At 61.6% G+C, this 22853-nt stretch carries 27 protein-coding genes; 25 read left to right on the top strand and 2 right to left on the bottom strand.

Annotation, left to right across the window (positions count from 1 at the left end; all coding sequences use genetic code 11):
• Positions 1 to 32: 32 nt before the first annotated feature.
• The 14 genes from rpsN to AB7783_RS11360 all read left to right on the top strand — a co-directional run bounded on the left by rpsN (position 33) and on the right by AB7783_RS11360 (position 9260).
• On the top strand, positions 33 to 338 hold the full coding sequence (gene rpsN, locus AB7783_RS11425) for a 30S ribosomal protein S14 (RefSeq protein ID WP_089268175.1): 306 nt from the start codon (positions 33 to 35) through the stop codon (positions 336 to 338).
• A 12-nt stretch (positions 339 to 350) separates the two neighbouring features.
• On the top strand, positions 351 to 749 hold the full coding sequence (gene rpsH / locus AB7783_RS11420; RefSeq protein WP_089268176.1) for a 30S ribosomal protein S8: 399 nt from the start codon (positions 351 to 353) through the stop codon (positions 747 to 749).
• Positions 750 to 762: 13 nt separating this feature from the next.
• Complete coding sequence (gene rplF / locus AB7783_RS11415) at positions 763 to 1296, top strand: 50S ribosomal protein L6 (RefSeq protein WP_089268177.1); 534 nt, start codon at positions 763 to 765, stop codon at positions 1294 to 1296.
• Positions 1297 to 1307: 11 nt separating this feature from the next.
• Entirely contained in the window at positions 1308 to 1670 is a 363-nt protein-coding gene (gene rplR, locus AB7783_RS11410; RefSeq protein WP_068731467.1) for a 50S ribosomal protein L18, read from the top strand.
• A gap of 87 nt (positions 1671 to 1757) precedes the next feature.
• Positions 1758 to 2330: a 30S ribosomal protein S5 gene (rpsE, locus tag AB7783_RS11405; RefSeq protein WP_068731465.1), complete on the top strand. Its 573-nt coding sequence runs from the start codon at positions 1758 to 1760 to the stop codon at positions 2328 to 2330.
• An 80-nt stretch (positions 2331 to 2410) separates the two neighbouring features.
• Complete coding sequence (gene rpmD / locus AB7783_RS11400; RefSeq protein WP_068731463.1) at positions 2411 to 2605, top strand: 50S ribosomal protein L30; 195 nt, start codon at positions 2411 to 2413, stop codon at positions 2603 to 2605.
• Positions 2606 to 2720: 115 nt separating this feature from the next.
• Positions 2721 to 3206: a 50S ribosomal protein L15 gene (gene rplO / locus AB7783_RS11395; protein ID WP_068731461.1), complete on the top strand. Its 486-nt coding sequence runs from the start codon at positions 2721 to 2723 to the stop codon at positions 3204 to 3206.
• 150 nt (positions 3207 to 3356) lie between these two features.
• Positions 3357 to 4688: a preprotein translocase subunit SecY gene (secY, locus tag AB7783_RS11390; protein ID WP_089268179.1), complete on the top strand. Its 1332-nt coding sequence runs from the start codon at positions 3357 to 3359 to the stop codon at positions 4686 to 4688.
• Entirely contained in the window at positions 4685 to 5614 is a 930-nt protein-coding gene (locus tag AB7783_RS11385) for an adenylate kinase (protein ID WP_441277679.1), read from the top strand. Before secY ends, AB7783_RS11385 begins: the two co-directional genes overlap by 4 nt.
• A gap of 179 nt (positions 5615 to 5793) precedes the next feature.
• The gene (gene rpsM, locus AB7783_RS11380) at positions 5794 to 6162 is read left to right on the top strand and encodes a 30S ribosomal protein S13 (RefSeq protein ID WP_068731455.1); all 369 of its coding nucleotides are present in this window, start codon (positions 5794 to 5796) and stop codon (positions 6160 to 6162) included.
• A 108-nt stretch (positions 6163 to 6270) separates the two neighbouring features.
• Entirely contained in the window at positions 6271 to 6660 is a 390-nt protein-coding gene (gene rpsK, locus AB7783_RS11375) for a 30S ribosomal protein S11 (RefSeq protein WP_068731453.1), read from the top strand.
• A 99-nt stretch (positions 6661 to 6759) separates the two neighbouring features.
• On the top strand, positions 6760 to 7791 hold the full coding sequence (locus tag AB7783_RS11370; protein ID WP_089268181.1) for a DNA-directed RNA polymerase subunit alpha: 1032 nt from the start codon (positions 6760 to 6762) through the stop codon (positions 7789 to 7791).
• Positions 7792 to 7915: 124 nt separating this feature from the next.
• Entirely contained in the window at positions 7916 to 8329 is a 414-nt protein-coding gene (rplQ, locus tag AB7783_RS11365) for a 50S ribosomal protein L17 (protein ID WP_320444597.1), read from the top strand.
• 136 nt (positions 8330 to 8465) lie between these two features.
• Positions 8466 to 9260, top strand: a complete 795-nt coding sequence (locus AB7783_RS11360) for an SDR family NAD(P)-dependent oxidoreductase (protein ID WP_441277678.1) — start codon at positions 8466 to 8468, stop codon at positions 9258 to 9260.
• A gap of 94 nt (positions 9261 to 9354) precedes the next feature.
• Here AB7783_RS11360 and AB7783_RS11355 read toward each other — a convergent pair whose 3' ends face one another.
• Both AB7783_RS11355 and AB7783_RS11350 read right to left on the bottom strand, forming a co-directional pair.
• Positions 9355 to 10800 (bottom strand): porin, encoded by a 1446-nt coding sequence (locus AB7783_RS11355; protein ID WP_441277677.1) that lies wholly within the window; start codon positions 10798 to 10800, stop codon positions 9355 to 9357.
• 365 nt (positions 10801 to 11165) lie between these two features.
• On the bottom strand, positions 11166 to 12179 hold the full coding sequence (locus tag AB7783_RS11350; RefSeq protein WP_441277676.1) for a zinc-binding alcohol dehydrogenase family protein: 1014 nt from the start codon (positions 12177 to 12179) through the stop codon (positions 11166 to 11168).
• Positions 12180 to 12298: 119 nt separating this feature from the next.
• On the opposite strand from AB7783_RS11350, the gene AB7783_RS11345 reads away from it, so the two are divergent.
• From AB7783_RS11345 to AB7783_RS11295, 11 genes are all read left to right on the top strand, one after another.
• Positions 12299 to 12706 carry a winged helix-turn-helix transcriptional regulator gene (locus AB7783_RS11345; protein ID WP_175368423.1) on the top strand — a complete coding sequence of 136 codons (408 nt, stop codon included), beginning with the start codon at positions 12299 to 12301 and terminating at the stop codon, positions 12704 to 12706.
• A gap of 65 nt (positions 12707 to 12771) precedes the next feature.
• A complete protein-coding gene (locus AB7783_RS11340) occupies positions 12772 to 14184 on the top strand; it encodes a DegQ family serine endoprotease (RefSeq protein WP_441277675.1) in 1413 nt (470 codons plus the stop codon).
• The gene (locus AB7783_RS11335) at positions 14181 to 15512 is read left to right on the top strand and encodes a replication-associated recombination protein A (RefSeq protein ID WP_441277674.1); all 1332 of its coding nucleotides are present in this window, start codon (positions 14181 to 14183) and stop codon (positions 15510 to 15512) included. The genes AB7783_RS11340 and AB7783_RS11335 overlap by 4 nt, the downstream gene beginning before the upstream one ends.
• Entirely contained in the window at positions 15509 to 16969 is a 1461-nt protein-coding gene (locus AB7783_RS11330; RefSeq protein ID WP_441277673.1) for an RluA family pseudouridine synthase, read from the top strand. Before AB7783_RS11335 ends, AB7783_RS11330 begins: the two co-directional genes overlap by 4 nt.
• A 52-nt stretch (positions 16970 to 17021) precedes the next feature.
• The gene (gene bluB, locus AB7783_RS11325) at positions 17022 to 17654 is read left to right on the top strand and encodes a 5,6-dimethylbenzimidazole synthase (protein ID WP_441279682.1); all 633 of its coding nucleotides are present in this window, start codon (positions 17022 to 17024) and stop codon (positions 17652 to 17654) included.
• Positions 17655 to 17692: 38 nt separating this feature from the next.
• Entirely contained in the window at positions 17693 to 18007 is a 315-nt protein-coding gene (locus AB7783_RS11320; RefSeq protein ID WP_441277672.1) for a hypothetical protein, read from the top strand.
• Between the two features lie 76 nt (positions 18008 to 18083).
• Positions 18084 to 18875, top strand: coding sequence for an ATP12 family chaperone protein (locus AB7783_RS11315; RefSeq protein ID WP_441277671.1), 792 nt, complete (start codon positions 18084 to 18086; stop codon positions 18873 to 18875).
• A gap of 57 nt (positions 18876 to 18932) precedes the next feature.
• Positions 18933 to 20669, top strand: coding sequence for a flagellar hook-length control protein FliK (gene fliK / locus AB7783_RS11310; RefSeq protein ID WP_441277670.1), 1737 nt, complete (start codon positions 18933 to 18935; stop codon positions 20667 to 20669).
• Positions 20666 to 20932 (top strand): EscU/YscU/HrcU family type III secretion system export apparatus switch protein, encoded by a 267-nt coding sequence (locus tag AB7783_RS11305; RefSeq protein ID WP_093761235.1) that lies wholly within the window; start codon positions 20666 to 20668, stop codon positions 20930 to 20932. Before fliK ends, AB7783_RS11305 begins: the two co-directional genes overlap by 4 nt.
• Positions 20933 to 21170: 238 nt before the next feature.
• Positions 21171 to 21620 (top strand): hypothetical protein, encoded by a 450-nt coding sequence (locus AB7783_RS11300; protein ID WP_441279681.1) that lies wholly within the window; start codon positions 21171 to 21173, stop codon positions 21618 to 21620.
• Positions 21613 to 22842 (top strand): HlyD family secretion protein, encoded by a 1230-nt coding sequence (locus tag AB7783_RS11295; RefSeq protein WP_441277669.1) that lies wholly within the window; start codon positions 21613 to 21615, stop codon positions 22840 to 22842. The genes AB7783_RS11300 and AB7783_RS11295 overlap by 8 nt, the downstream gene beginning before the upstream one ends.
• Positions 22843 to 22853: the final 11 nt, after the last annotated feature.

Genomic DNA, 22853 nt, shown 5'->3' with positions numbered 1-22853 from the left:
GCTTCTCAAACGCGGTAACCCAGGAGCCAAGCATGGCAAAGAAGAGTTCGATCGAGAAGAACAACCGTCGGAAGAAGATGTCCGCGAACGCTGCGCCGAAGCGCGCGCGTCTCAAGGCCATCATCGCCGACAAGACCAAGCCGATGGAAGAGCGGTTCGCCGCAACGCTGAAGCTCGCCGAGCTTCCGCGCAATTCGTCGCCCGTTCGGATCATGAACCGTTGCGAAATCACCGGTCGTCCGCATTCGGTCTATCGTATCAACAAGCTCAGCCGTATCGCGCTGCGTGAATTGGGCTCGAAGGGCCTGGTTCCCGGGCTCGTGAAGTCCAGCTGGTAAGGGGGGCGGAACATGTCGACCCACGATCCAATCAGCGATCTCATCACTCGTATCCGCAATGCGCAGATGCGTACCAAGTCCAAGGTTTCGACCCCGGGCTCCAAGATGCGCGCCAACGTGCTCGAAGTGCTGAAGAACGAAGGCTACATCCGTGGCTTCGCCAGCGTCGAGCATTCGTCGGGCCGTTCGGAACTCGAGATCGAACTCAAGTATTTCGATGGCGAACCGGTCATCCGCGAAATCGAGCGTGTTTCGAAGCCAGGACGTCGCGTTTACGTCTCGGTGAAGAACCTGCCGCGCGTGAAGAACGGCCTCGGTATCTCCGTTTTGTCGACGCCCAAGGGAATTATGGCCGACCACGACGCGCGCGACGCGAATGTGGGCGGTGAAGTTCTCTTCACGGTGTTCTGAGGAAGGATCAGTCATGTCACGAGTTGGCAAGAAGCCAGTGGCGGTGACCGCGGGAGTTACCGCGTCCGTCGAAGGCCAGACCGTCAAGATGAAGGGCCCCAAGGGCGCTCTTCAGTTCGTCGTGCACGACGACGTGGTGGTGAAGATGGAAGAGGGCGCAATCAAGGTTGCTCCTCGCGTCGAAACCAACCGCGCTCGCGCACTGTACGGTACCGCTCGCGCGCAGATCGCGAATCTGCTCGAAGGCGTTACCAAGGGTTTCGAGAAGAAGCTCGAGATCACCGGCGTCGGTTATCGTGCGGCCCTGCAGGGTAAGAACCTGCAGCTGGCGCTCGGTTACAGCCACGATGTCGTCTACGCGATCCCGGAAGGCATCACCATCACGGTGCCGAAGCCGACCGAGATCAACGTCGCCGGCAACGACTCGCAGCGCGTCGGTCAGGTAGCAGCGGAGATCCGCAGCTATCGTCCGCCGGAGCCCTATAAGGGCAAGGGCGTACGTTATTCCGACGAGTTTATCTTCCGCAAGGAAGGCAAGAAGAAGTAACGGAGCCGGTCATGTCGAAACTCAAGATTACGAATGCCCGGCGCAAGCAACGCGTGCGGCTCTCGCTCCGCCGGACTGCCAATGGCCGTCCGCGCCTGTCGATCTTCCGCTCGTCGAAGCACATCTACGCGCAGGTCATCGACGACCTGAAGGGCGAGACGCTCGCTTCCGCGTCGTCGCTGGAGAAGGCGATGCGCGAAACCGGCAAGACCGGTGCGGACGTCGATGCGGCGCAGGCTGTCGGCAAGCTGCTGGCAGAGCGCGCGGTCAAGAATGGCGTCAAGGAAGTGGTGTTCGACCGTGGTCAGTATCTGTACCACGGCCGCGTCAAGGCGCTGGCAGATGCGGCTCGCGAAGGCGGGCTCAGCTTCTAAGCGATTTCACTTTCGTTGATTTGCAAGTTGCAGATTTGAACGGACACAGGGTTAGAAGCGAAAGCTTCGCAAGGATTGGAAAACACCATGGCAGGTGAACGCGAACGCGGCGGACGCGACCGGGGCCCCCGGGAAGAGCGTGATAGTGAGTTCGTCGACAAGCTCGTCCACATCAATCGTGTGGCGAAGGTCGTCAAGGGCGGTAAGCGCTTCGGCTTTGCAGCTCTGGTCGTCATTGGCGATCAGAAGGGCAGGGTCGGGTTCGGTCACGGTAAGGCCCGTGAAGTTCCGGAAGCAATCCGCAAGGCAACCGAGTCGGCCAAGCGCAACCTGACGCGCGTCGCTCTGCGCGAAGGTCGCACGCTGCATCACGACATCGCTGGCCGTCATGGCGCGGGTCGCGTGTATCTGCGTGCCGCTCCAGCTGGTACCGGCATCATCGCCGGCGGTCCGATGCGCGCTGTGTTCGAAACGCTGGGTATCCAGGACGTGGTGGCCAAGTCGATCGGTTCGTCGAATCCCTACAACATGGTTCGCGCCACTTTCGACGCGCTGAAGCATCAGGATTCGCCGCGTTCGGTTGCTGCTCGCCGCAACATCAAGGTGTCCACCCTGCAGTCGCGCCGCGTTGGCGGTGACGCCGAGCTGGTTGCCGAATAACAGGCATGATTCGGAAAATTGGATCTCCACTTTTCTGATAAGGATCATGCCCTCTAAAAAGACTTTTTGGAGTTATCACGATGGCCAAGGCCGCAAAGATGATCAAGGTCGAGCAGGTCGCCAGCGCAATTCGCCGGCACCACTCGCAGCGTTCTACGCTGATCGGCCTCAAGCTCAACAAGATCGGTCGCGTCAGCGAATTGCAGGACACTCCTGAAGTTCGCGGCATGATCACCAAAGTGCAGCACCTCGTCCGCGTGGTCGAGGATAAGTAAGTTCACGTCGTCTCACTGCGGCCGCCAGGTTGCCGCAGGGATGACACTGTTGACCTTCGAGGTCCGGATCTGCCGGTAAGCCTCGGGAAGACAGGGCGAAACAGGGAAAAGAACGATGAAGCTCAGCGATATCGCCGATAACGCCGGCTCCCGTAAGAAGCGTATGCGTGTCGGCCGTGGCATCGGCTCCGGCAAGGGCAAGACCGCGGGCCGCGGCGGCAAGGGCCAGACCGCACGTTCGGGCGTCCGCATCAAGGGCTTCGAGGGCGGCCAGATGCCGTTGCATCGTCGTCTGCCGAAGCGCGGCTTCAACAACATCTTCCGTCTCGATTACGCCGAGATCAACCTGGACCGCCTCCAGGACGCGATCGATGCGAAGACCATCGACATCAAGGCCGTGATCAACGCTGAATCGCTGGTGAAGGCTGGCGTTCTGCGCCGCTCGAAGGCTGGTGTGCGTGTTCTCGGCCGTGGCGAGATCAAGGCCAAGATCAACATCGAAGTGCACGGCGCCACCAAGACGGCGATCGAAGCCATCGAGAAGGCTGGCGGTTCGGTGAAGATCATCGCGCCGAAGAAGGCCGACGGCGAAGCTGCGTAACATCTGCGGCATCGCCTGCGTCTGTGGGCGGCCTTGCGTGATGTGGCAGTAGATTTTATCAATGCCGAGCACCAAATAATGTCCGGCCTCCGCTGCATGCCCCGCTCTTTCGGGGCATGATGGCGAAAGGGGCGCGGGAGAAAGCCAAACATGGTCTCTGCAGCAGAGCAATTAGCAGCAAACCTCAACTTTTCGGCCCTCGGCAAGGCCGATGAACTGAAGAAGCGCATCTGGTTCACACTGGGTGCGCTGCTTGTTTATCGGCTCGGCACCTATATTCCGCTGCCCGGCATCGATCCGGCCGCGTGGGAGCAGGTGTTCAAGCAGCAGGCCGGCGGCATCCTCGGCATGTTCAACATGTTCGCGGGCGGCGGCATCAACCGCATGGCGATTTTTGCGCTGAACATCATGCCGTATATTTCGGCATCGATTATCATTCAGCTGCTGACCACCGTGTCGCCCCAGCTCGAAGCTCTCAAGAAAGAGGGTGAGGCGGGCCGCAAGACGCTGAACCAGTATACCCGTTACCTGACTGTCATCCTCGCTGCATTCCAGTCCTATGCCATTGCGGCGGGTCTGCAGGGCGCAGGCAATGTCGTCAGCGAACCCGGCATGTTCTTCCTGATCTCGACCTCGGTCACGCTGACCGGCGGCACGATGTTCTTGATGTGGCTGGGTGAGCAGATCACCTCGCGCGGCATCGGCAACGGCATCTCGCTGATCATTCTGGCCGGCATCGTGGCGGAGCTCCCGTCGGCGATCGCCAATATGCTCGAACTGGGTCGTCAGGGCGCACTGTCGACCGGTCTGATCCTGGTCGTTATCGTGATGGCCGTGGTCGTGATCGCCTTCATCGTGTTCATGGAGCGCGCCCAGCGCCGCCTGCTGATCCAGTATCCGAAGCGTCAGGTCGGCAACAAGATGTTCGAGGGCCAGTCCTCGCATCTGCCGCTGAAGCTCAACACCTCGGGCGTGATCCCGCCGATCTTCGCGTCATCGCTGCTGTTGCTGCCGGCGACCATCGCAAGCTTCAATGCAGGGAAGGGGCCGGAGTGGTTCCAGTGGCTGACCACGCAGCTCAGCCATGGCCGTCCGCTGTTCCTGATCATGTATGTGTCGCTGATCGTGTTCTTCGCGTTCTTCTATACGGCGATCGTGTTCAACCCGACCGAGACTGCCGACAATCTGAAGAAGCACGGCGGCTTCATCCCAGGTATTCGTCCTGGTGAGCGGACCGCAGAATACATCGACTATGTGCTCTCGCGCATCACTGTACTTGGCGCTGCCTATCTCGCCGTGGTCTGCTTGATCCCCGAGATCCTGATCTCCTATGCGTCGGTGCCGTTCTACTTCGGCGGCACGTCGCTGCTGATCGTGGTCAGCGTCACCATGGACACTGTGGCGCAGGTGCAGGGCTATCTGCTGGCGCACCAGTATGAAGGTTTGATCCGCAAGTCGAAGCTGAGGGGCCGGCGCAAATGAGGTTGATTCTTCTCGGGCCGCCGGGGGCGGGCAAGGGAACTCAGGCACATCGTCTTGTCGAGCGTCACAACATCGTTCAGCTGTCCACCGGTGACATGCTGCGTGCTGCCGTGGCTGCCGAGACCGAAGTTGGCCTCAAGGCCAAGGATATCATGGCCGCTGGCGGCCTGGTGCCCGATGATATTGTGATCGGGATCATCTCGGATCGCATCGAGCTGCCGGATGCCGCCAACGGCTTTATCCTCGACGGCTTCCCGCGTACCGTGCCGCAGGCTGAAGCGCTGGACGCACTGCTGAAGTCCAAGGGGCTTCATCTCGATGCTGCCGTTGAGCTCCGCGTCAATGAGAGCGCGCTGTTGCAGCGTGTCGAAGCCCGTGTCGCGCAGATGATGGAGCGCGGCGAGACCGTGCGCATCGACGATACGCCGGAAGTGCTGTCGAAGCGTTTGGCGAGCTACCGCACCTCGACCGAGCCGCTGGTGCATTATTATTCGGAGAAGCGGAAGCTGGTGACCATCGATGGCATGATGACCATCGAAGAGGTAACCGCTGAGATCAACCGCGTGCTGGCAGCGATTCTCGCCGCCGATGAGTCGGCGAAGAAGCCGGCCCGCAAGCCCGCCAAGAAGGCTGCTGCCGCCAAGCGTGGATCTGCTCCGGCCACGAAAGCGGCTAAATCGGCCAAAAAAGCTGTGAAGGCCGTCAAGAAGGCCAAGAAGGCGCCGGTTAAGGTCGCCAAGAAGGCAAAGGCGGCCAAGAAAGCCGTAAAGAAGACTGTCAAGAAAACGGTCAAAAAGGCGGTAAAAGCAGCCAAAAAGGCTGTAAAATCGGCTTCGAAGGCCAAAACCAGCAAGTCGGTCAAAAAGCCAGCCAAGAAGGCCGGTAAAGTGGCCAAGAAAGCCGGCAAAAAGCGCGTCAAACGCTAGAGCAGGTTGACGAAACGAAGTCGAATACTTTAATAAGGCCCTCATCCAGTCGGAAGATTCCAACGATGCCGGGCCCCACTGAAATCCAGGGGACGGGCGTCGTGTTCGCGTTTGTGAATACCCGCCCGACAAATGATGATAATGCCGGTTCGTGATGGACTGGTGACAGGAGAGAAGTTGTGGCCCGTATCGCCGGTGTAAACATCCCGACCAACAAGCGCGTGCTGATCGCGCTGCAGTACATTCATGGCATCGGCCAGAAGAACGCCGCCGATATCATCGAGAAGGTGAAGATCACTCCGGAGCGCCGCGTCAATCAGCTCAGCGACGCGGAAGTTCTGCAGATCCGTGAAGTCATCGACCGCGACTATCTGGTCGAGGGCGATCTTCGTCGCGAGACGGGCATGAATATCAAGCGTCTGATGGACCTCGGCTGCTATCGTGGCCTGCGTCATCGTCGCGGTCTGCCGGTTCGTGGCCAGCGCACGCATACCAATGCGCGCACCCGCAAGGGCCCGGCCAAGTCGATCGCCGGCAAGAAGAAGTAAGCTTTCGAATACGAGTTTGCGGAAGCGGATGATCATCCGCTTCTGCAATTATTTTTTGGTGTAGCCGCTGGCATTACGGCGGCGTTGAGATCCTCAGAAAGGTTAGAGATGGCAAAGGAAGCCGGACGTATTCGTCGCCGCGAGCGCAAGAACATTGCATCGGGCATCGCGCACGTGAATTCGTCGTTCAACAACACGACCATCACCATCACCGACGCGCAGGGCAACACGATTGCCTGGTCGTCGGCTGGCACGATGGGCTTCAAGGGCTCGCGTAAGTCGACCCCGTATGCAGCGCAGGTTGCTGCTGAAGACGTGTCGAAGAAGGCGCAGGAACACGGCATGCGCACGCTGGAAGTCGAAGTCGGCGGTCCGGGTTCGGGTCGTGAATCGGCTCTCCGCGCTCTGCAGGCCGCGGGCTTCACGGTCACCTCGATCCGCGACGTGACCTCGATCCCGCACAACGGTTGCCGCCCGCGCAAGCGTCGGCGCGTTTAATACTTTTTGATCGCGGGTGGCTCGGCTGCCCGCGATCGCTTTTGCGATGCGACTTACGCGGACTGATCCGCGATCTCCAACGCCAGTGAGTTTGATGGCATGGGTGACACAGTGACGATCCAGAAAAATTGGCAAGAACTTATCCGGCCGAACAAGCTGCAGGTAACCCCTGGCAGCGATCCTACCCGTTTTGCGACCCTGGTTGCCGAACCGCTCGAGCGCGGTTTCGGCCAGACCCTCGGTAACGCACTCCGCCGCATCCTGCTGTCCTCGCTGCAGGGCGCTGCCGTGCAGTCGGTGCACATCGACGGCGTGCTGCATGAATTCTCCTCGATTGCCGGCGTGCGTGAAGACGTCACCGACATCGTGCTGAACGTGAAGGACATCTCGATCAAGATGCTGGGCGAAGGCCCGAAGCGCATGGTCGTGAAGAAGCAGGGCCCGGGCGTCGTGACCGCCGGCGACATTCAGACTGTCGGCGATGTGACCGTTCTCAATCCCGACCTGCAGATCTGCACCCTCGACGAGGGCGCCGAGATCCGCATGGAATTCACCGTTGCCGGCGGCAAGGGCTACGTCGCTGCCGAACATAACCGTCCGGAAGACGCGCCGATCGGCCTGATCCCGATCGACAGCCTGTACTCGCCGGTTCGCAAGGTGTCGTACAAGGTCGAGAACACCCGCGAGGGCCAGATCCTCGATTACGACAAGCTGACGATGACCATCGAGACCAACGGCGCGTTGACGCCGGATGACGCGGTCGCTTATGCCGCGCGCATCCTGCAGGACCAGCTCAACGTGTTCGTGAACTTCGAAGAGCCCCGCAAGGAAGTTGCTCAGGAAGTCATTCCGGATCTCGCTTTCAACCCGGCTTTCCTCAAGAAGGTCGACGAACTCGAGCTCTCGGTGCGTTCGGCAAACTGCCTGAAGAACGACAACATCGTTTACATCGGCGACCTCGTTCAGAAGTCGGAAGCAGAAATGCTCCGCACTCCGAACTTCGGCCGCAAGTCGCTGAACGAAATCAAGGAAGTGCTCGCCCAGATGGGTCTGCACCTCGGCATGGAAGTGCCCGGTTGGCCGCCGGAAAATATCGACGAGTTGGCCAAGCGCTTCGAAGATCACTACTGAGCATCACGAGCGGCGTGGCCGGGGTCTAACCCGGCCATGGCGTTATGGGCGAACGCAGGCAGCCCACCTGCAACATGATGTCCGACGAACCGTCGCGGCAAACTGAAATATAAGGAATATTCCAATGCGTCACGGCAAGGTTCATCGCAAGCTCAACCGCACCGCAGAACATCGCAAGGCGATGTTCGCCAACATGTGCGCGTCGCTGATCAAGCACGAGCAGATCATCACCACGCTTCCGAAGGCCAAGGAGCTCCGCCCGATCGTGGAGAAGCTCGTCACCCTCGGCAAGAAGGGCGGCCTCCACATGCGTCGCCAGGCTATCAGCGAGATGAAGGACCAGGATCAGGTTCGCAAGCTGTTCGACGTGCTGGCCAAGCGCTACGCTGATCGTCAGGGTGGCTACACCCGCATCATCAAGGCCGGCTTCCGCTACGGCGACAACGCCCCGATGGCTCTGATCGAATTCGTCGATCGCGACGAAGACGCCAAGGGCAAGGATTCGGGCCCGGTACAGGGCACGTCCGAAGCGGCGTAAGCCACGTCACATCAGATTTTCGGAAAAGCGGCGCCTTGTGCGCCGCTTTTTTGTTGTGCTTTCGTCTTTTGAATGCAGTTGCATCTTTCAATCCGCGTTCCGATATCAGCTCCGTCATTCAAACGGGAGTACGCATATGAAGATCGATCTGACGGGCAAGACAGCACTCGTGACGGGCTCAACCTCGGGCATTGGTCACGCCATTGCCAAGGGCCTGGCCGCCACTGGCGCTCAGGTTGTTGTGAACGGCCGCAGTCAGGGCAAGGTGGACGCGGCAATCGCCGCAATCACCAAGGCCGTGCCCGGGGCCAGGGTGACAGGCGTCGCTGCCGACGTGTCGACAGCGGAGGGCTGCAACGCGCTTGCGTCGGCACTTCCCGAGGTCGATATCCTCATCAACAATGCGGGCATCTTCGAGCCCAAGGGTTTCTTCGATATTCCCGATGAGGACTGGACGCGCTTCTTCGAGGTCAATGTGATGTCGGGCATCCGTCTGTCGCGCGCCTACATGCAGGGCATGCTGAAGCGCAACTGGGGCCGCATCGTTTTCATCTCATCGGAGTCCGGACTGAACATTCCCGGCGAGATGATCCACTACGGGATGACGAAGACAGCACAGCTCGCGATCTCGCGTGGCCTCGCGGAGCTCACCAAGGGCACGGCCGTGACGGTCAATTCCGTGCTGCCCGGACCGACCATGTCGGAAGGCGTGGAGACCTTCGTCAAGGATCTCGCCAAACAGAACGGGCAATCGGTCGAAGAGGCGGCTTCCAACTTCGTCAAGCAGCACCGCTCGACGTCGCTGATCCAGCGCTTCGCCACCGTCGAGGAGATCGCGAACATGGTCGTCTATGTCTCGTCGAAGGAGGCATCGGTCACCAACGGCGCAGCGTTGCGCGCGGAAGGCGGGATCGTCCAGACCATCGCATAAGCCTGCGCCCCGCAAAGATAAAAGGCGGCGCCGAAGCGCCGCCTTTATTCGTTGAGGACGTCATGCCGCGAGACCGCGGAGACGATGCGTGCGCTTAGAAGGCCACCTGAGTGCGCATCGCGAACGCGTCATAGTCGGCACCGGTGTTCACGTTGCTGTTGACGGCGAACTTGTCGACGGTGCCGTGGATCCAGTTAAACATGAAGCGCATGTTCTGGTTCACATACCAATTTACGCCAACCGTGGTGTTCTTCAGCTCACCGCCGCGAATGACGCCGTCATTCAGGCTGGCATAGCTGTAGCGCACCGCCAGTTCCCACGCACCGAGATCGCCGGTTGCGAAGTTGACCGGACGGGCCGGGTTGATGCCGCCGAAGGCACCGGCCGATGTGTTGTACTTGTGCTGTTCGCCGGTGATGACGTAGCTGGCCTGGCCGTAACCGCCATTGAAGCTCAGGTCGGACAGACCGTTGCTGCGCTGGATGTTGTAGTCGAAGTATTCGCCCGATGCCATGAAGCTGCCGAACTTGACGGCGGCTTCACCGCTCAGCACACGGGCATTGTTCACGAAGTTCATGGTGCCGGTGTTGAGCAATGCGTTAGTTGCCGGATCGACGCGAACTTCGATGCGATCGGACATGCCGAGCGTGTTGTTGGTCACACCACCGGTCTGGGCGAGATACAGCGCGTCGAAACCGACGAGGACTGTGCCGACTTCGTTGTTGATCGGCAGACCGACGGCGCGGAAGGTGGCGCCGAGCGGCTGCGGCTGGCTGTGATTGACGTTGAGGCCGGTCGTCGGACCGGTCACGTAAGCGCCGACCCAGTATTGATCGCCGAATACCTGACCACCGAACGCGGCGCGGTTGTCGCCTGCCGCGAGGCTGGTCGCGAGAACCTGCGAAGCTGCGCGTTCCATGAACATGATGTTGTTCGAGCTGGTCGCTTCGTCCAGCGTATAAGGGACGTCGATGTAACCGCCCTGGATCAACAGGCCCTTGACGCCCTTATAGGCGACATAGGCGTTGTTGAGCGTGACATCGCCATCGGTGGTACCGCCGGCATCGACAATCACGCCGTATTCCCAATCCTTGTTGAAGGTTCCGATCAGGCCGAGGCGGGCACGACGGGCGTTGATGCCGTCATTCACGCTCTGGGGACTGGTGCCGGCGGACTTCGGCGAGAACGAATAGGCGGCGGTGTCGAGGTGCAGACGGCCGGTGATGGCGATGCAGTTCAGACCGTCGTCGGTGCAGAAGGTCGGACGGTTGCCGGGCATCGTCAGGTTCGCGTTGATGAAGGGCACAGCCTTCTTGTGTATGGCAGCGTTGGCATTCGCGAAGTTCTGCTTGACCGATTCCGTCTGCTTTTGCGTGGTATTCGCCTGCTTCTGAACGTTATCGAGCTTCTTTTCCAGCGCGCGGAGCTGCGCTTTCAATACGGCGATCTCGTCATTCGATGACTGCGCATGTGCCGGGCCTGCGGCCAGCGCGCCGATCACGCCGAGCGTGCCCAGGATTTTGTGTGTCGTGAAAGACATGGAGTACCCCTGTAGAAGACAAAATCCGACACGCCCCGCGAATTGCTCCACGGGTGATGGACGCGTATGGATCTGTGTTTGTGATCTTGCGAAAGAGAACGTCCGGAGGCTCTCGCCAGGGGGCGTTCTCATTTTACAAGCGAGCTACCGTTGAGCTCGCGGGCAAACTAGGTAAGCTTTGCGACAGTTCTGTAAAACCCGCATCGCATTGTGGTGAACGACACCGCTGTGTCGCTTTTTGATCACAAGCGATTTAGATAATTAGCTATCTTAATTAGCTATTGTACGAGAAGAACGCATCCATGGATGCGCTCTGTTGTCGTAGGTGTCTTCAGGCGGGAATTTCGTAGGTAGCAGCTTCGTGATCACCAGCCTTCGAGCACGATCTTGCCGTGCGACTTGCCGGATTCGAGCAGCGCATGCGCGCGCTTGAGATTCGCGGCGTTGATGGTGCCGAAGGTCTTGTCGAGCGTCGTGCGCAGCACGCCCTTGTCGATGAGATCCGCGACGTCGTTGAGGAGGTAATGCTGCGCGATCATGTCAGGCGTCTGGAATGACGATCGCGTGAACATGGATTCCCAGTGCACCGATACGGCCTTGCCCTTGAACGCGGACATGTTGAATTCAACGGGATCGTCGATCAGTCCGAGCTTGCCCTGCGGTGCGATCAGATCGGCAAGCGCTTTGTAGTGTTGCTCCGTCCCCGTGAGGCTGGCGACGAGTGAGACCGGCGGCAGTTTCAACGCGTCGATCTGCTCCTTCAGCGGCTTGCTGTGATTGATCACCGCGTGTGCGCCGAGATCCAGGCACCACTTGATCGTCTCAGGCCGCGAGGCCGTTGCCACGACCGTGAGGCCGGTGAGGCGGCGTGCAAGCTGGATGAGAATGGAACCGACACCGCCGGCGCCACCCATGATGAGCAGCGTGCGTGGATCGTGGCTCTTGCCAGGCGCGACGCCGAGTCGGTCAAACAGCAATTCCCACGCCGTGATCGCGGTGAGCGGCAGCGCCGCAGACTGTGCGAAGGAAAGCGAGGAGGGCTTGCGGCCGACAATGCGCTCATCGACCAGATGGAACTCGGCATTGGTGCCCTGGCGCTGGATCGAGCCGGCATAGAACACCTCGTCGCCCGGCTTGAACATCGTGACGTCGGGGCCGACAGCATCGACGACGCCGGCGGCGTCATAGCCGAGGATCTTGGTTTCGCCGGCCGGCGGCGCCGCGCGCTTGCGCACCTTGAAATCGACGGGATTGGCCGAGATCGCCTTTACCGATATGCGGATATCGCGACCGGTCGGTTCGGGCTTCGGAGCCTCGAAATCGACCAGCGCGTCAGCGGCGTCGATCGGGAGGGATTTGGTGTAGCCGACTGCCTTCATTGGGTGCGCTCCATGCTCCTGGCGGGAATGTCCCGAAGAGGTGTCCCGAGGCGACAATAATTGCAAGTACTGTCATTTCAGGGATATAGTCACCGAATGGATACTATTGGGTATTTGCGATGAAACGGCGTGATTTCGGCAATGGGCCGGGCTGTCCGGTCGAGGTGACGCTCGATCTGATCGACGGCAAATGGAAGGGCGTGATCCTGTATCATTTGCAGCAGGGGCGGCTGCGTTTCGGCGAGCTGCGCAAGCTGATGCCGCGGATCACCCAGCGCATGCTGACCAAGCAGCTGCGCGCGCTCGAGGAGGATGGGCTGATCGTCCGGACGGTCTATGCCGAGGTCCCGCCGCGGGTCGAATATGCACTGTCGGAAACCGGGCTCGGATTGCGCCCGGTCATCGACGCCCTCAAGGCGTGGGGGGATGCGCACAAGATGCGCCAGAAGTCGGTCGCTGCCGCATCGCCCCAGCCGCGCAAAAAAGCGCCGGCGGAGAACAAGGATGTGCCGGCGGACGCAAGCTAGTTCCCGCCCTTCTATTGCCCCGCTCAGCAGCCTATATTCGCCGCGATTTCCTCAAAGAGGCCCCGATGATCCCATTTTTCCGCAACGCCGCGACCGCTTCCGCTCTGTGCGCCATTGTCCTGTCGTCCGCACTCGCGCCGGCTGTTGCACAAGATCGCCGGGTCCCGACTTCGCCCACGGAAATGAAGCTGTCCTACGCGCCGATCGTGCAGCGGGTGCAGCCGGCCGTGGTGAATGTCTATGCGGCCAAGACGGTGCAGAATCGCAATCCGTTGCTGGACGATCCGGTGTTCCGCCGCTTCTTCGGCGGCCAGGGCATGCAGCCGGAGCAGATGCAGCGTTCGCTCGGTTCGGGTGTGATGGTCGACGCATCGGGCCTCGTCGTTACGAACAACCACGTCATCGAAGGCGCCGACCAGGTGAAGGTGTCACTGGCGGACAAGCGTGAGTTCGAGGCCGAGATCGTGCTGAAGGACAGCCGCACCGATCTGGCAGTGCTGCGCATCAAGGATACGAAAGAGAAATTCCCGACGCTGGATTTCTCCAACTCCGACGATCTGCTGGTTGGTGATGTCGTTCTCGCCATCGGCAATCCGTTCGGCGTCGGCCAGACCGTGACCCACGGCATCGTGTCGGCACTTGCGCGCACGCAGGTCGGCATCACCGACTATCAGTTCTTCATCCAGACCGACGCTGCGATCAATCCCGGCAATTCTGGTGGCGCGCTGGTCGACATGACCGGCAAGCTGGTTGGTGTGAACACCGCGATCTTCTCGCGCTCCGGCGGTTCGCAGGGTATCGGCTTTGCGATCCCAGCGAATATGGTGCGCGTCGTCGTTGCCTCCGCCAAATCAGGTGGCAAGGCCGTGAAGCGTCCGTGGCTCGGCGCGCGGCTGCAGAACATCACGCCTGAGATCGCCGAGACGCTCGGGCTCAAGACGCCATCCGGCGCGCTGGTCGTCAACGTCACCGCGAACAGCCCGGCTGCGAAGGCCGGCCTCAAGGTCTCCGATCTCGTGACTGCCATCGATGGCCAGGCCATCGAGGATCCAAATGCGTTCGAATATCGCTTCGCGACGCGGCCGCTCGGCGGCACTGCGCAGCTCGATGCACAACGTAGTGGCAAGCCGGTGAAGTTGACCGTTGCGCTCGAGGCTGCGCCCGATACGGGTCGTGACGAGATCACGCTGACGGCACGTTCGCCATTCCAGGGCGCCAAGGTCGCCAATATCTCGCCGGCCGTTGCCGACGAGTTGCGGCTGGATTCCAGCACCGAAGGCGTTGTCATTACAGAGCTGACCGATACGGCCACAGCGGCTGGCGTCGGTTTCCAGAAGGGCGACCTGATCATCGCGGTCAACGGCACCAAGATCGGCAAGACCAGCGATCTCGACAAGGTGACGCGCGAGGGCGCGCGGCTGTGGCGCATCGTAGTGGTGCGCGGCGGTCAGCAGATCAACGTTACACTCGGCGGATGAGCCCGAAACAACCCACGCCTTCTGCAAACCTGTTTGCCGCAGCCGGGCTGGAGCAGGACGCGCCGCGTCCGCTCCCGGAGCGGTTGCGGCCGCGCGTGCTGTCCGATGTGGTCGGGCAGGATCACATCCTCGGGCCCGATGGTGCGCTGACGCGCATGCTGGAAACGCGGACATTGGGCTCGCTGGTGTTCTGGGGGCCGCCCGGCACCGGCAAGACCACCGTCGCGCGCCTGCTGGCCGATGCCACTGAGTTGCAGTTCGAGCAGATTTCAGCGGTGTTCTCCGGTGTTGCCGATCTGAAGAAAGTGTTCGAAGCCGCGCGCGCCCGCCGCGAGATGGGCAAGGGCACGCTGCTGTTCGTCGACGAGGTGCATCGCTTCAACAAGGCGCAGCAGGATTCTTTCTTGCCGGTGATGGAAGACGGCACTGTGGTGCTGGTCGGCGCCACCACCGAGAACCCGTCATTCGAACTCAACGCCGCTTTGCTGTCGCGCGCGCGCGTGCTGGTGTTCCAGTCGCTAGATGCGGCCGCCATCGAAAAACTGTTCGCGCATGCGGAGAGCGTCGTCGGCCGCACATTGCCGCTCGATGCGGAGGCGCGCGCCGTACTGGTGCGCATGGCCGATGGCGATGGCCGTGCTGCACTGACTTTGGTGGAAGAAGTCTGGCGCGCCGCGCGGACCAATGAGATCTTCAATGCCGCGCAACTGCAGGACATCCTGCAACGCCGTGCGCCGATCTACGACAAGTCGGCCGATGGCCATTACAATCTGATCTCGGCGCTGCATAAGTCGGTGCGCGGCAGCGATCCCGACGCAGCGCTGTATTACCTGTGCCGCATGCTCGATGCTGGCGAGGATCCGCTGTTCCTGGCGCGCCGCGTGGTGCGGATGGCGGTGGAGGACATCGGTCTCGCCGATCCGCAGGCGCTGGTGGTCTGCAATGCCGCCAAGGACGCCTATGATTTTCTTGGCCATCCCGAAGGCGAACTCGCCATCGCGCAGGCGGTGATCTACATCGCCACTGCGCCGAAATCGAATGCCGCCTATATGGCCTACAAGGCCGCGATGCGGGCTGCGAAAGAGGGCGGCTCGCTGCTGCCACCGAAGCACATCCTGAACTCGCCGACCAAGCTGATGAAGTCCGAAGGCTATGGTGACGGGTATCAATATGACCACGACACGCCAGAAGGTTTCTCCGGGCAAGACTATTTCCCGGAAGCCTTGGGGCGGCAGACCTTCTATGATCCGCCGGAGCGCGGGTTCGAACGCGAGATTCGCAAGCGGCTGGATTACTGGACCAGACTGAGGAACGAGAGACAATCATGAGCCGTCGCGACAAGAAGCCTCTCGCCAAGCGTGGTCCCGGTGGTGAGCGTAGCAAGGCGCCGCGTGGCAAGGGCGCCGCGCCGAAGGGTGCTACCTCCAAAGCCGCCCCGTCGAAGGGCGAGCGGCCGTCATTCGGCAAGGCTGGCCGCGTGAGCAGCGATCGCCCGATGAGTGCGCGTCCGCCGCGTGCGCGTGCCAGTGAACGCTCCGAGTGGGCCGAGCGGCCGGAACGTGCCGAGCGATCCGAACGCCCTCAGCGTGCCGAACGAGCCGAGCGCTTCGATGCGCCGCAGCGGTCCGAGCGTCCGGCCGGCAAGCGTCCGCCAAGCGCGCGTCCTTCCGGTTCGCGTCCGGGCGGTAAGGCCGCGCCGCGTTATGGCAACGCGCCGCTGCGTGAGCCGCGGATGCCCGCGCCTTATCTCGATGAAGAACCGGCGAAGCCGGAAGTCGCGCCAGCGCCGCTGCCTACCGCCGTGCAGAACGTCATCGTCACGCCTGACGAGAACGGCATGCGCGTCGATCGCTTTCTCGAAGCGCATTTCCCCGGCCTGTCATTCTCCCATATCCAGCGCATCGTCCGCAAAGGCGAGCTGCGCGTGAACGGCAAGCGTGCTGACAGCAAGGATCGGTTGGAAGAGGGACAGACCGTCCGCATTCCGCCGCTGAAGCTCGATGCGCCGAAGGTCGTCGGTGAACTCTCGGAGGCTGCCAACAAAACTCTGCAGGCGCTCAAGGAGATGACGATCTACGAGGACGCCGACGTCATGGTGCTGAACAAGCCGGCCGGTCTCGCGGTGCAGGGCGGCTCGGGCATGACGCGTCACGTCGACATGATGCTGGAGGTGATGCGCGACGCCAAGGGACAGAAGCCGCGCCTGGTGCATCGTCTCGACCGGGAAACGTCGGGCTGCCTGCTGATCGCCAAGACGCGTTTTGCGGCGACCAAGCTCACCGGTGCGTTCCGCGAACGCTCCGCACGAAAGATCTATTGGGCGCTGGTTGCCGGCGTACCGAAGCCGAAGCAGGGCCGCATCTCGACCTACCTGGCGAAGGAAGAAAACGAAGAAGACACCATCATGCGCGTCGCCAAACATGGCGACGAGGGCGCAAGCCATGCGGTGACCTATTACGCCGTGGTGGAGACCTCGGCGCAGAAACTCGCCTGGGTGTCGCTGAAGCCGGTGACGGGGCGTACGCATCAGTTGCGCGCGCATATGGCGCATATCGGCCACGCCATCGTCGGCGACCCGAAATATTTCAACATCGAGAACTGGCAGTTGCCGGGCGGCATTCAGAAGCGTTTGCATCTGCTGGCGCGCCGCATCGTGATCCCGCATCCGCGCGGCGGCGTGATCGACGCGACGGCGCCGCTGCCGCCGCATATGCTGCAATCGTGGAACTTGCTCGGTCTCGAACACGACCGGTTCGATCCGATCGAGAACGCACCGGAAGAGTAGGGCGTTGTCGAGCTCCGACAACATCCCGTGCGCGACGTCGGCAACCGCCGACGTGCCCGATTTCGACGCCGCGTTTCGCGCGCGTCTGCATGATCTGTTTGTGTGGCGCCGCGATATCAGGCGCTTCAAGTCCGATCCACTGCCTGCGGGCTTTCTCGATCGCCTGCTCGATACCGCGTGCCTCGCGCCTTCGGTGGGCCTGAGCCAGCCATGGCGCTTTGTCATCGTCGACGATGCGTCACGCCGTGAGGCCGTGCTGGAGAATTTCACCGCCTGCAATGCCGAGGCATTGAGCGCCTATACCGGCGAACTCGCGCAGAATTATGCGACGCTCAAACTTGCCGGCCTGCGCGAAGCGCCATGTCATCTCGCTGTCTTTGCCGATCATGATACCGAGGTCGGCCATGGTCTCGGTCGTCGCACCATGCCGGAGATGGCCGACTATTCGGTGGTGACGGCGATTGCGACCATGTGGCTCGCCGCGCGCGCCGAAGGCATCGGCATGGGCTGGGTCTCGATCCTCGACCCTGCAGCCATCGCAGCGACACTCGATATCCCCAGCGCATGGCGGCTGATCGGTTATTTCTGCATCGGATATCCGGAGATCGACGACGATCGGCCGGAACTCGAGCGCGCCGGATGGGAACGCCGTCATTCGGCAGCGGATCACATTGTCCGGCGCTGACACTTGATGTGATGCGGGATCGTGACAACATGAGACCAATGAGACATCGCTCTATCCCATTCGCTCTGTTGGTCGCCGTTGCGGCGGCGCTCTCTGCTGCGCCTGCGGTCGCGCAGGTTATCGGAGTGCCCGGCAACCCGGCTTTGATCACGCCACTGCCGCCCGCACCGCCACCGCCGCGGATAGAAGTACCTGTCGTGCCTCAGCTCGGCGATCTGCCGCGGCAGCAGAATGTGCCGCAGGCGCGGAGGTCCTTCAGCGATCGTATCACCGACTGTTTGCAGGATGGCGCCGCTGCGGGTCTCGGCCTGAATGATCGTGCGACCTATTCGCGAGCCTGCGCCAATCGCTAATACGAGCGATTTGGTCTCGCGCGGCGCCCGTCTGTCGCGTAAATTGACGGCTGGCGAACAGGAATTGAGACCATCGATGCGTGAATTGTTTGACGAAGTGTACGGCCAGTCGCAGCTCGATCCGCAAGAGGCGGTGCGACGGTCGACGCGAGGTCCGCAGCGCAAGCGCTTCTACAAGACCGTTGGGATGAGCGAGACACCGGATGGCTTTGCCATCATGCTCGACGACAAGACCGTGCGCACGCCGTCGCGCCATCCGCTGGTCGTTCCTACATCAGCCATTGCCGAGGTCATGGTTGCGGAATGGGATGCGCAGCAGGATGTTATCGATCCCACGAGCATGCCGGTGACGCGCCTCGCCAACAGCGTAATCGATGCGATCCGCGATGAGGCGCAGACCCAGGCAGTGGCTGACGATATCGCAAAATACTTCAGCACCGATCTGCTGTTCTATCGCGCCGGCTATCCCGAGGCGCTTATCGCGCGCGAGGCTGCGGCATGGGACCCTGTCTTGTTCTGGGCTGCCGATGATCTCGGCGCGCATTTCATCCTGGCTGAGGGCATCGTGCATGTCAGCCAGCCCGAACAGGCCGTCGCATCTGCCCGTGCGGCGCTGCCGAGCGATCCATGGGCGATCGCCGCGCTGCATCTGGTGACGACGATCACCGGCTCGGCGCTGCTCGCGCTGGCGCTGCTCCATGGCCATCTGAATGCCGATCAGGTCTGGACCGCTGCTTTTGTCGACGAGGACTGGAATATCGAGAAGTGGGGCCTCGATGAGGAAGTCGCTGCGCGGCGCGCGGCGCGGCAGGTGGATTTCAAGGCTGCTGTGCTGGTACTGAAGGCGGTCGCACCGTCAGCGGGTTAATTGGAAGTTAACGACCGTTAACTAGCGTAGCTGCACCATTGTCCGGTGCCGCTCACCATGCCGACTCCCGTCAACTCGATCTTACCGGTTGTCTCCGCGCAGGGCGTGGCGAGCGAAGTCGCGTTTCAGCCCGGCAGCGTGATTGCGGGCCGCGTGCTCTCGGTCTCGCCAGACAATCAGGTTCGTATCGCCATCGGGCACAGCACGATCGACGCGCAATCGCAGGTGCCGTTGCAGGCCGGGCAGGTGCTGCAATTCGCAGTGTCGAAGACGGACAACGGCAACGTCCAGCTTGCCGTCGTCACCCCGCAGAACACAGGTGCAGGGCAGGCGGGTGGCGCGTCCTCCGGCGACGTGACCCTCGCGCCAGACCTGCCGATCAATCTCGCCAATGCCATCGCGACCTCCAAGATCCAGCTGACATCGCTGGAAGCACAGGCGGTCTCCACCGCCACGCAAAGTGCCGTGACGCAGCAGGCGAGCCTGGCCACGCTGTTTGCCAATCTCGGTGCTGCAACCTCGCTGAAGGGGTTGCCGCAGCAGTTGCAGCAGGCGGTCGCGCAGGTACTGGCGCAACGCCCGCCGCTCGACGCCCAGCTCACCGGCGAGGAAGTCAAATCGGCGTTCCAGAATTCCGGCCTGTTTCTGGAGTCATCGCTGGCCAAGGGATCGCTGCCGCAAGGCGGGCTGCCCGATCTGAAGGCGGCATTGATCGTGTTGCGCCAGGCGTTGGCGACGACGCTCGCCACCGCGAGTCCAACCCAGAGCACGACGCCAGCACCGGCGAATGCAGCGACACCGGTGGCTACGCCGGAGCAGCCAGCATCGGCATTGGCAAACGCGCTTCCCAGTGTCGTGGCGCAGGTCACCGTACAGCAGGCGCAAGCCGCTGCGGCGACAGCAGCCATGTTGCCCAAGGCCAGCATCAAGAACGATCCGCTGCAGCAGGCTGGACTTCTCGCTGCAGATGAGCCCGGACTCGATGTTGTGGCTCAAAGCGCGCCGGCCGTGGCAAAAGCCCCCGAAGCGGCTGCACGCTTGGCTAACAATGGCGCAGCGCTCAACCTGCTTCGGGAAGCGCTGCAGATGGCTCCCAAGGGCATGGGTAGTGCGGCATCGCTGGTGTTCGACGACAGCATGATGATGGATCTGCTGCCCGCCGCGAAGGCGCCAGCGGGCCAGCCGGGTGCCGAAACGAACATCGCACGCAACACCCTGCCGCCGCCGCCATTGCGCGGTGGGCTGCCGACGGCGCAGGCGATGGCACTGCCGACACTCCCGGCAAACGCGCCGCTGGGGACCACCGTCCATCATCTGCTCGCAGATACCGATGCGGCGCTGGCGCGCCAGACCCTGCTGCAGGTGGCATCCTTGCCGGATCGCGCGGACGGTCTTGCAGCGCCGCGGCTTGATCAGGCATCGCCGCGCTGGAGTTTTGAAATTCCGTTTGCTGTACCGAACGGCACCGCCATGGTGCAGTTCGAGATTTCGCGTGATGGCGGCAATGGCAGCGAGGCTGAAGCGGCCAAGCAGGTCTGGCGTGCGCGCTTTTCACTCGATGTCGAGCCCGCCGGCCCGGTCCATGCGCTGGTCTCGCTGACCGGCGACAAGACGTCGGTGCGGATGTGGGCGGAGCGGCCGGCAACGGCGCTGCAGTTGCAGGCCGGTGCGGCGCAGCTCAATCAGGCGCTGATCCGCGCCAATCTGCAGCCCGGCGATATCGTGGTCCGCGAGGGCGCACCGGTGCAGCCCGCGCCGGCATCGGCCGGGCACTTCCTGGATCGCGCGCTATGATCGTGCAGCCCAAAAGATCGCTGGCTGTCGCGCTGCATTACGACAAGACCGGCGCGCCTGTTGTCACCGCGAAAGGCAAGGGCGCGATCGGTGAGAAAATCATCGAGGTCGCCAAGGCCCACGACATTCCCATCGAGGAAAATGAGGTACTCGCCGGCGCACTCTCGAATGTCGAAATCGGTGATGAGATTCCAGCCGAGCTCTACAAGGCTGTCGCGGAAGTGCTGGTCTTCGTGCTCAGGCTGTCGGGCCGCGCGCACTAGCAGCATCATTCGACCGCGAAACATATCAGATCGTTGAGCTGTTCTGCGCCGGTCTTTCGAGGCTGGTGATCTCGCATCCGCGAGCTATCAACCCGCAGTCCGCCCGTTATGAATGTAGATTTGTTGCAGCGCATTTTCTATCGCCCACAAGCTGATGCTTGCCAAGTTCCAGCTTTGTGCAACTATGGAAACTGGAACAGGCGCATGCTCGCCTGACGCTGTTGGAATGAGGGATCACGTGAGTGAGACGCTGCATCCGAACGCTCCGCATCATCTGCCTGGCTTCATCACTGCTCCCGGCGAGACTGACACGCTCATGGTTGTGGTCGGAATCGTTCTGATCGGCTCCGTCATGATGGTCGGCAATCTGTATCTGCGTCTGCACAGCATGCCGGAGCGCATGGCGCACAAGTCGCAGAAGCTGCAGTTTGAAATCGTCGCCGTGTTGGGTTTGATTGCATTGTTCACCCACAACCATCTGTTCTGGGTGATCGGGCTGTTACTGGCGATGATCGATTTGCCGGATTTCAGCACGCCACTGCGCAGTATCGCAGGATCGGTGCAAAAGATTGCCAACGGCGATGCTACCAGCGACACCGTCGAGCCCACCGGTGAAGCGCCGTCACTCCCCATCACGGCGGAAACATCGAGTCGCCCCGGCGAAGCCGGAGGGCACGGTCATGCTTGAGCTTCTCCTCTGCTCGCTGCTAACGGTTTTTCCGGATTATCTCTATCGCCGCTACGGCCAAGGCAAGCGCCTGGGGCGGGAGATCACGTTCTATTCGGTGTGGTTCGAACTCAGATGGGGGATCACAGCCTGCGTGATGCTGACGGTCGCTCTGATCACGGTGATCTTCTATTTTCATCCATCCACGACAAGCGCGACCTTGTTCTATCGGACCGTGCCGATCCTTCCCGAGGTCAATGGCCGGGTGGCGGAGGTGCACGTCCAGTTCAGTGCCCCGGTCAGGAAGGGCGATGTGATCTTCCGGCTCGATAACGCCAAGCAGGAAGCGTCGATGGAGACCGCGCGGCGCAAGATTGCCGAGGTCGATGCAGCCATGCTGGCGGCGCAGGCCGATATTCTGAAGGCTGAAGGACAGGCGCAGGAGGCCAAAGGGTCTTTTCAGCAAGCGTCGGACGAACTCGATACCAAACGTGAGTTGCAGAAGCGCAATCCCGGCATGGTGCCGCAACGCGACATCGAAAAACTCGAGGTGCTGCTGACCGGCCGCCAGGGGGCGCTTGATGCGGCCATGGCCGCGCGACAATCCGCGATGACGCGTATCTCCGCGCTGCTGCCGGCGGAGAAGGCCAGCGCGCAGGCGGCACTCGCGGAGGCGCAAGTCGATCTCGACAAGACGTTCATTCGCGCAGGCGTGGACGGGCGCGTCGAGCAGTTCACACTCCGTGTTGGCGATGTCGTCAATCCCGTCATGCGATCAGCGGGCATTCTCATTCCGGAGAATGCGGGCCGCGTGCTCTCTGCAGGATTCGGGCAAATCGAGGCGCAGGTGATGAAGGTGGGCATGGTTGCCGAGGCGACCTGTATTTCGAAGCCGTGGACCGTCATCCCGATGGTGGTGACCGGCGTCCAGAACTATATCGCGGCCGGTCAGTTTCGCGGCGGCGAGCAGTTGGTGGAAGCGCAGCAAGTCCGCGCGCCGGGCACCATCCTCACATTCCTGGAGCCAATCTATCAGGGCGGTCTCGACGGCGTGACGCCCGGCAGCAGTTGTATCGTCAATGCCTATACCAGCAATCATGATGCCATCGCCGCGAAGGGGATCGGTTCTTTCAAGTGGCTGGCGCTTCATGCCGTCGATGCCGTTGGGGTCGTCCACGCGATGTTGCTGCGGATCCAGGCGTTGTTGCTTCCTGTCAAGACGCTGGTGATGAGCGGGCACTGAGCTCCGCGCGG

Source organism: Tardiphaga sp. 172_B4_N1_3, from assembly GCF_052076035.1.
GTDB classification, from domain to species: domain Bacteria; phylum Pseudomonadota; class Alphaproteobacteria; order Rhizobiales; family Xanthobacteraceae; genus Tardiphaga; species Tardiphaga robiniae.
This window is presented reverse-complemented; position numbering and strand designations above follow the sequence as displayed.

Coding starts and splice junctions, on each gene's coding strand:
- rpsN (WP_089268175.1), top strand. CDS start 33: ATGGCAAAGAAGAGTTCGATCGAGAAGAACAACCGTCGGAAGAAGATG.
- rpsH (WP_089268176.1), top strand. CDS start 351: ATGTCGACCCACGATCCAATCAGCGATCTCATCACTCGTATCCGCAAT.
- rplF (WP_089268177.1), top strand. CDS start 763: ATGTCACGAGTTGGCAAGAAGCCAGTGGCGGTGACCGCGGGAGTTACC.
- rplR (WP_068731467.1), top strand. CDS start 1,308: ATGTCGAAACTCAAGATTACGAATGCCCGGCGCAAGCAACGCGTGCGG.
- rpsE (WP_068731465.1), top strand. CDS start 1,758: ATGGCAGGTGAACGCGAACGCGGCGGACGCGACCGGGGCCCCCGGGAA.
- rpmD (WP_068731463.1), top strand. CDS start 2,411: ATGGCCAAGGCCGCAAAGATGATCAAGGTCGAGCAGGTCGCCAGCGCA.
- rplO (WP_068731461.1), top strand. CDS start 2,721: ATGAAGCTCAGCGATATCGCCGATAACGCCGGCTCCCGTAAGAAGCGT.
- secY (WP_089268179.1), top strand. CDS start 3,357: ATGGTCTCTGCAGCAGAGCAATTAGCAGCAAACCTCAACTTTTCGGCC.
- AB7783_RS11385 (WP_441277679.1), top strand. CDS start 4,685: ATGAGGTTGATTCTTCTCGGGCCGCCGGGGGCGGGCAAGGGAACTCAG.
- rpsK (WP_068731453.1), top strand. CDS start 6,271: ATGGCAAAGGAAGCCGGACGTATTCGTCGCCGCGAGCGCAAGAACATT.
- AB7783_RS11370 (WP_089268181.1), top strand. CDS start 6,760: ATGGGTGACACAGTGACGATCCAGAAAAATTGGCAAGAACTTATCCGG.
- rplQ (WP_320444597.1), top strand. CDS start 7,916: ATGCGTCACGGCAAGGTTCATCGCAAGCTCAACCGCACCGCAGAACAT.
- AB7783_RS11360 (WP_441277678.1), top strand. CDS start 8,466: ATGAAGATCGATCTGACGGGCAAGACAGCACTCGTGACGGGCTCAACC.
- AB7783_RS11355 (WP_441277677.1), bottom strand. CDS start 10,800: ATGTCTTTCACGACACACAAAATCCTGGGCACGCTCGGCGTGATCGGC.
- AB7783_RS11350 (WP_441277676.1), bottom strand. CDS start 12,179: ATGAAGGCAGTCGGCTACACCAAATCCCTCCCGATCGACGCCGCTGAC.
- AB7783_RS11345 (WP_175368423.1), top strand. CDS start 12,299: ATGAAACGGCGTGATTTCGGCAATGGGCCGGGCTGTCCGGTCGAGGTG.
- AB7783_RS11340 (WP_441277675.1), top strand. CDS start 12,772: ATGATCCCATTTTTCCGCAACGCCGCGACCGCTTCCGCTCTGTGCGCC.
- AB7783_RS11335 (WP_441277674.1), top strand. CDS start 14,181: ATGAGCCCGAAACAACCCACGCCTTCTGCAAACCTGTTTGCCGCAGCC.
- AB7783_RS11330 (WP_441277673.1), top strand. CDS start 15,509: ATGAGCCGTCGCGACAAGAAGCCTCTCGCCAAGCGTGGTCCCGGTGGT.
- AB7783_RS11320 (WP_441277672.1), top strand. CDS start 17,693: ATGAGACATCGCTCTATCCCATTCGCTCTGTTGGTCGCCGTTGCGGCG.
- AB7783_RS11315 (WP_441277671.1), top strand. CDS start 18,084: ATGCGTGAATTGTTTGACGAAGTGTACGGCCAGTCGCAGCTCGATCCG.
- fliK (WP_441277670.1), top strand. CDS start 18,933: ATGCCGACTCCCGTCAACTCGATCTTACCGGTTGTCTCCGCGCAGGGC.
- AB7783_RS11305 (WP_093761235.1), top strand. CDS start 20,666: ATGATCGTGCAGCCCAAAAGATCGCTGGCTGTCGCGCTGCATTACGAC.
- AB7783_RS11295 (WP_441277669.1), top strand. CDS start 21,613: ATGCTTGAGCTTCTCCTCTGCTCGCTGCTAACGGTTTTTCCGGATTAT.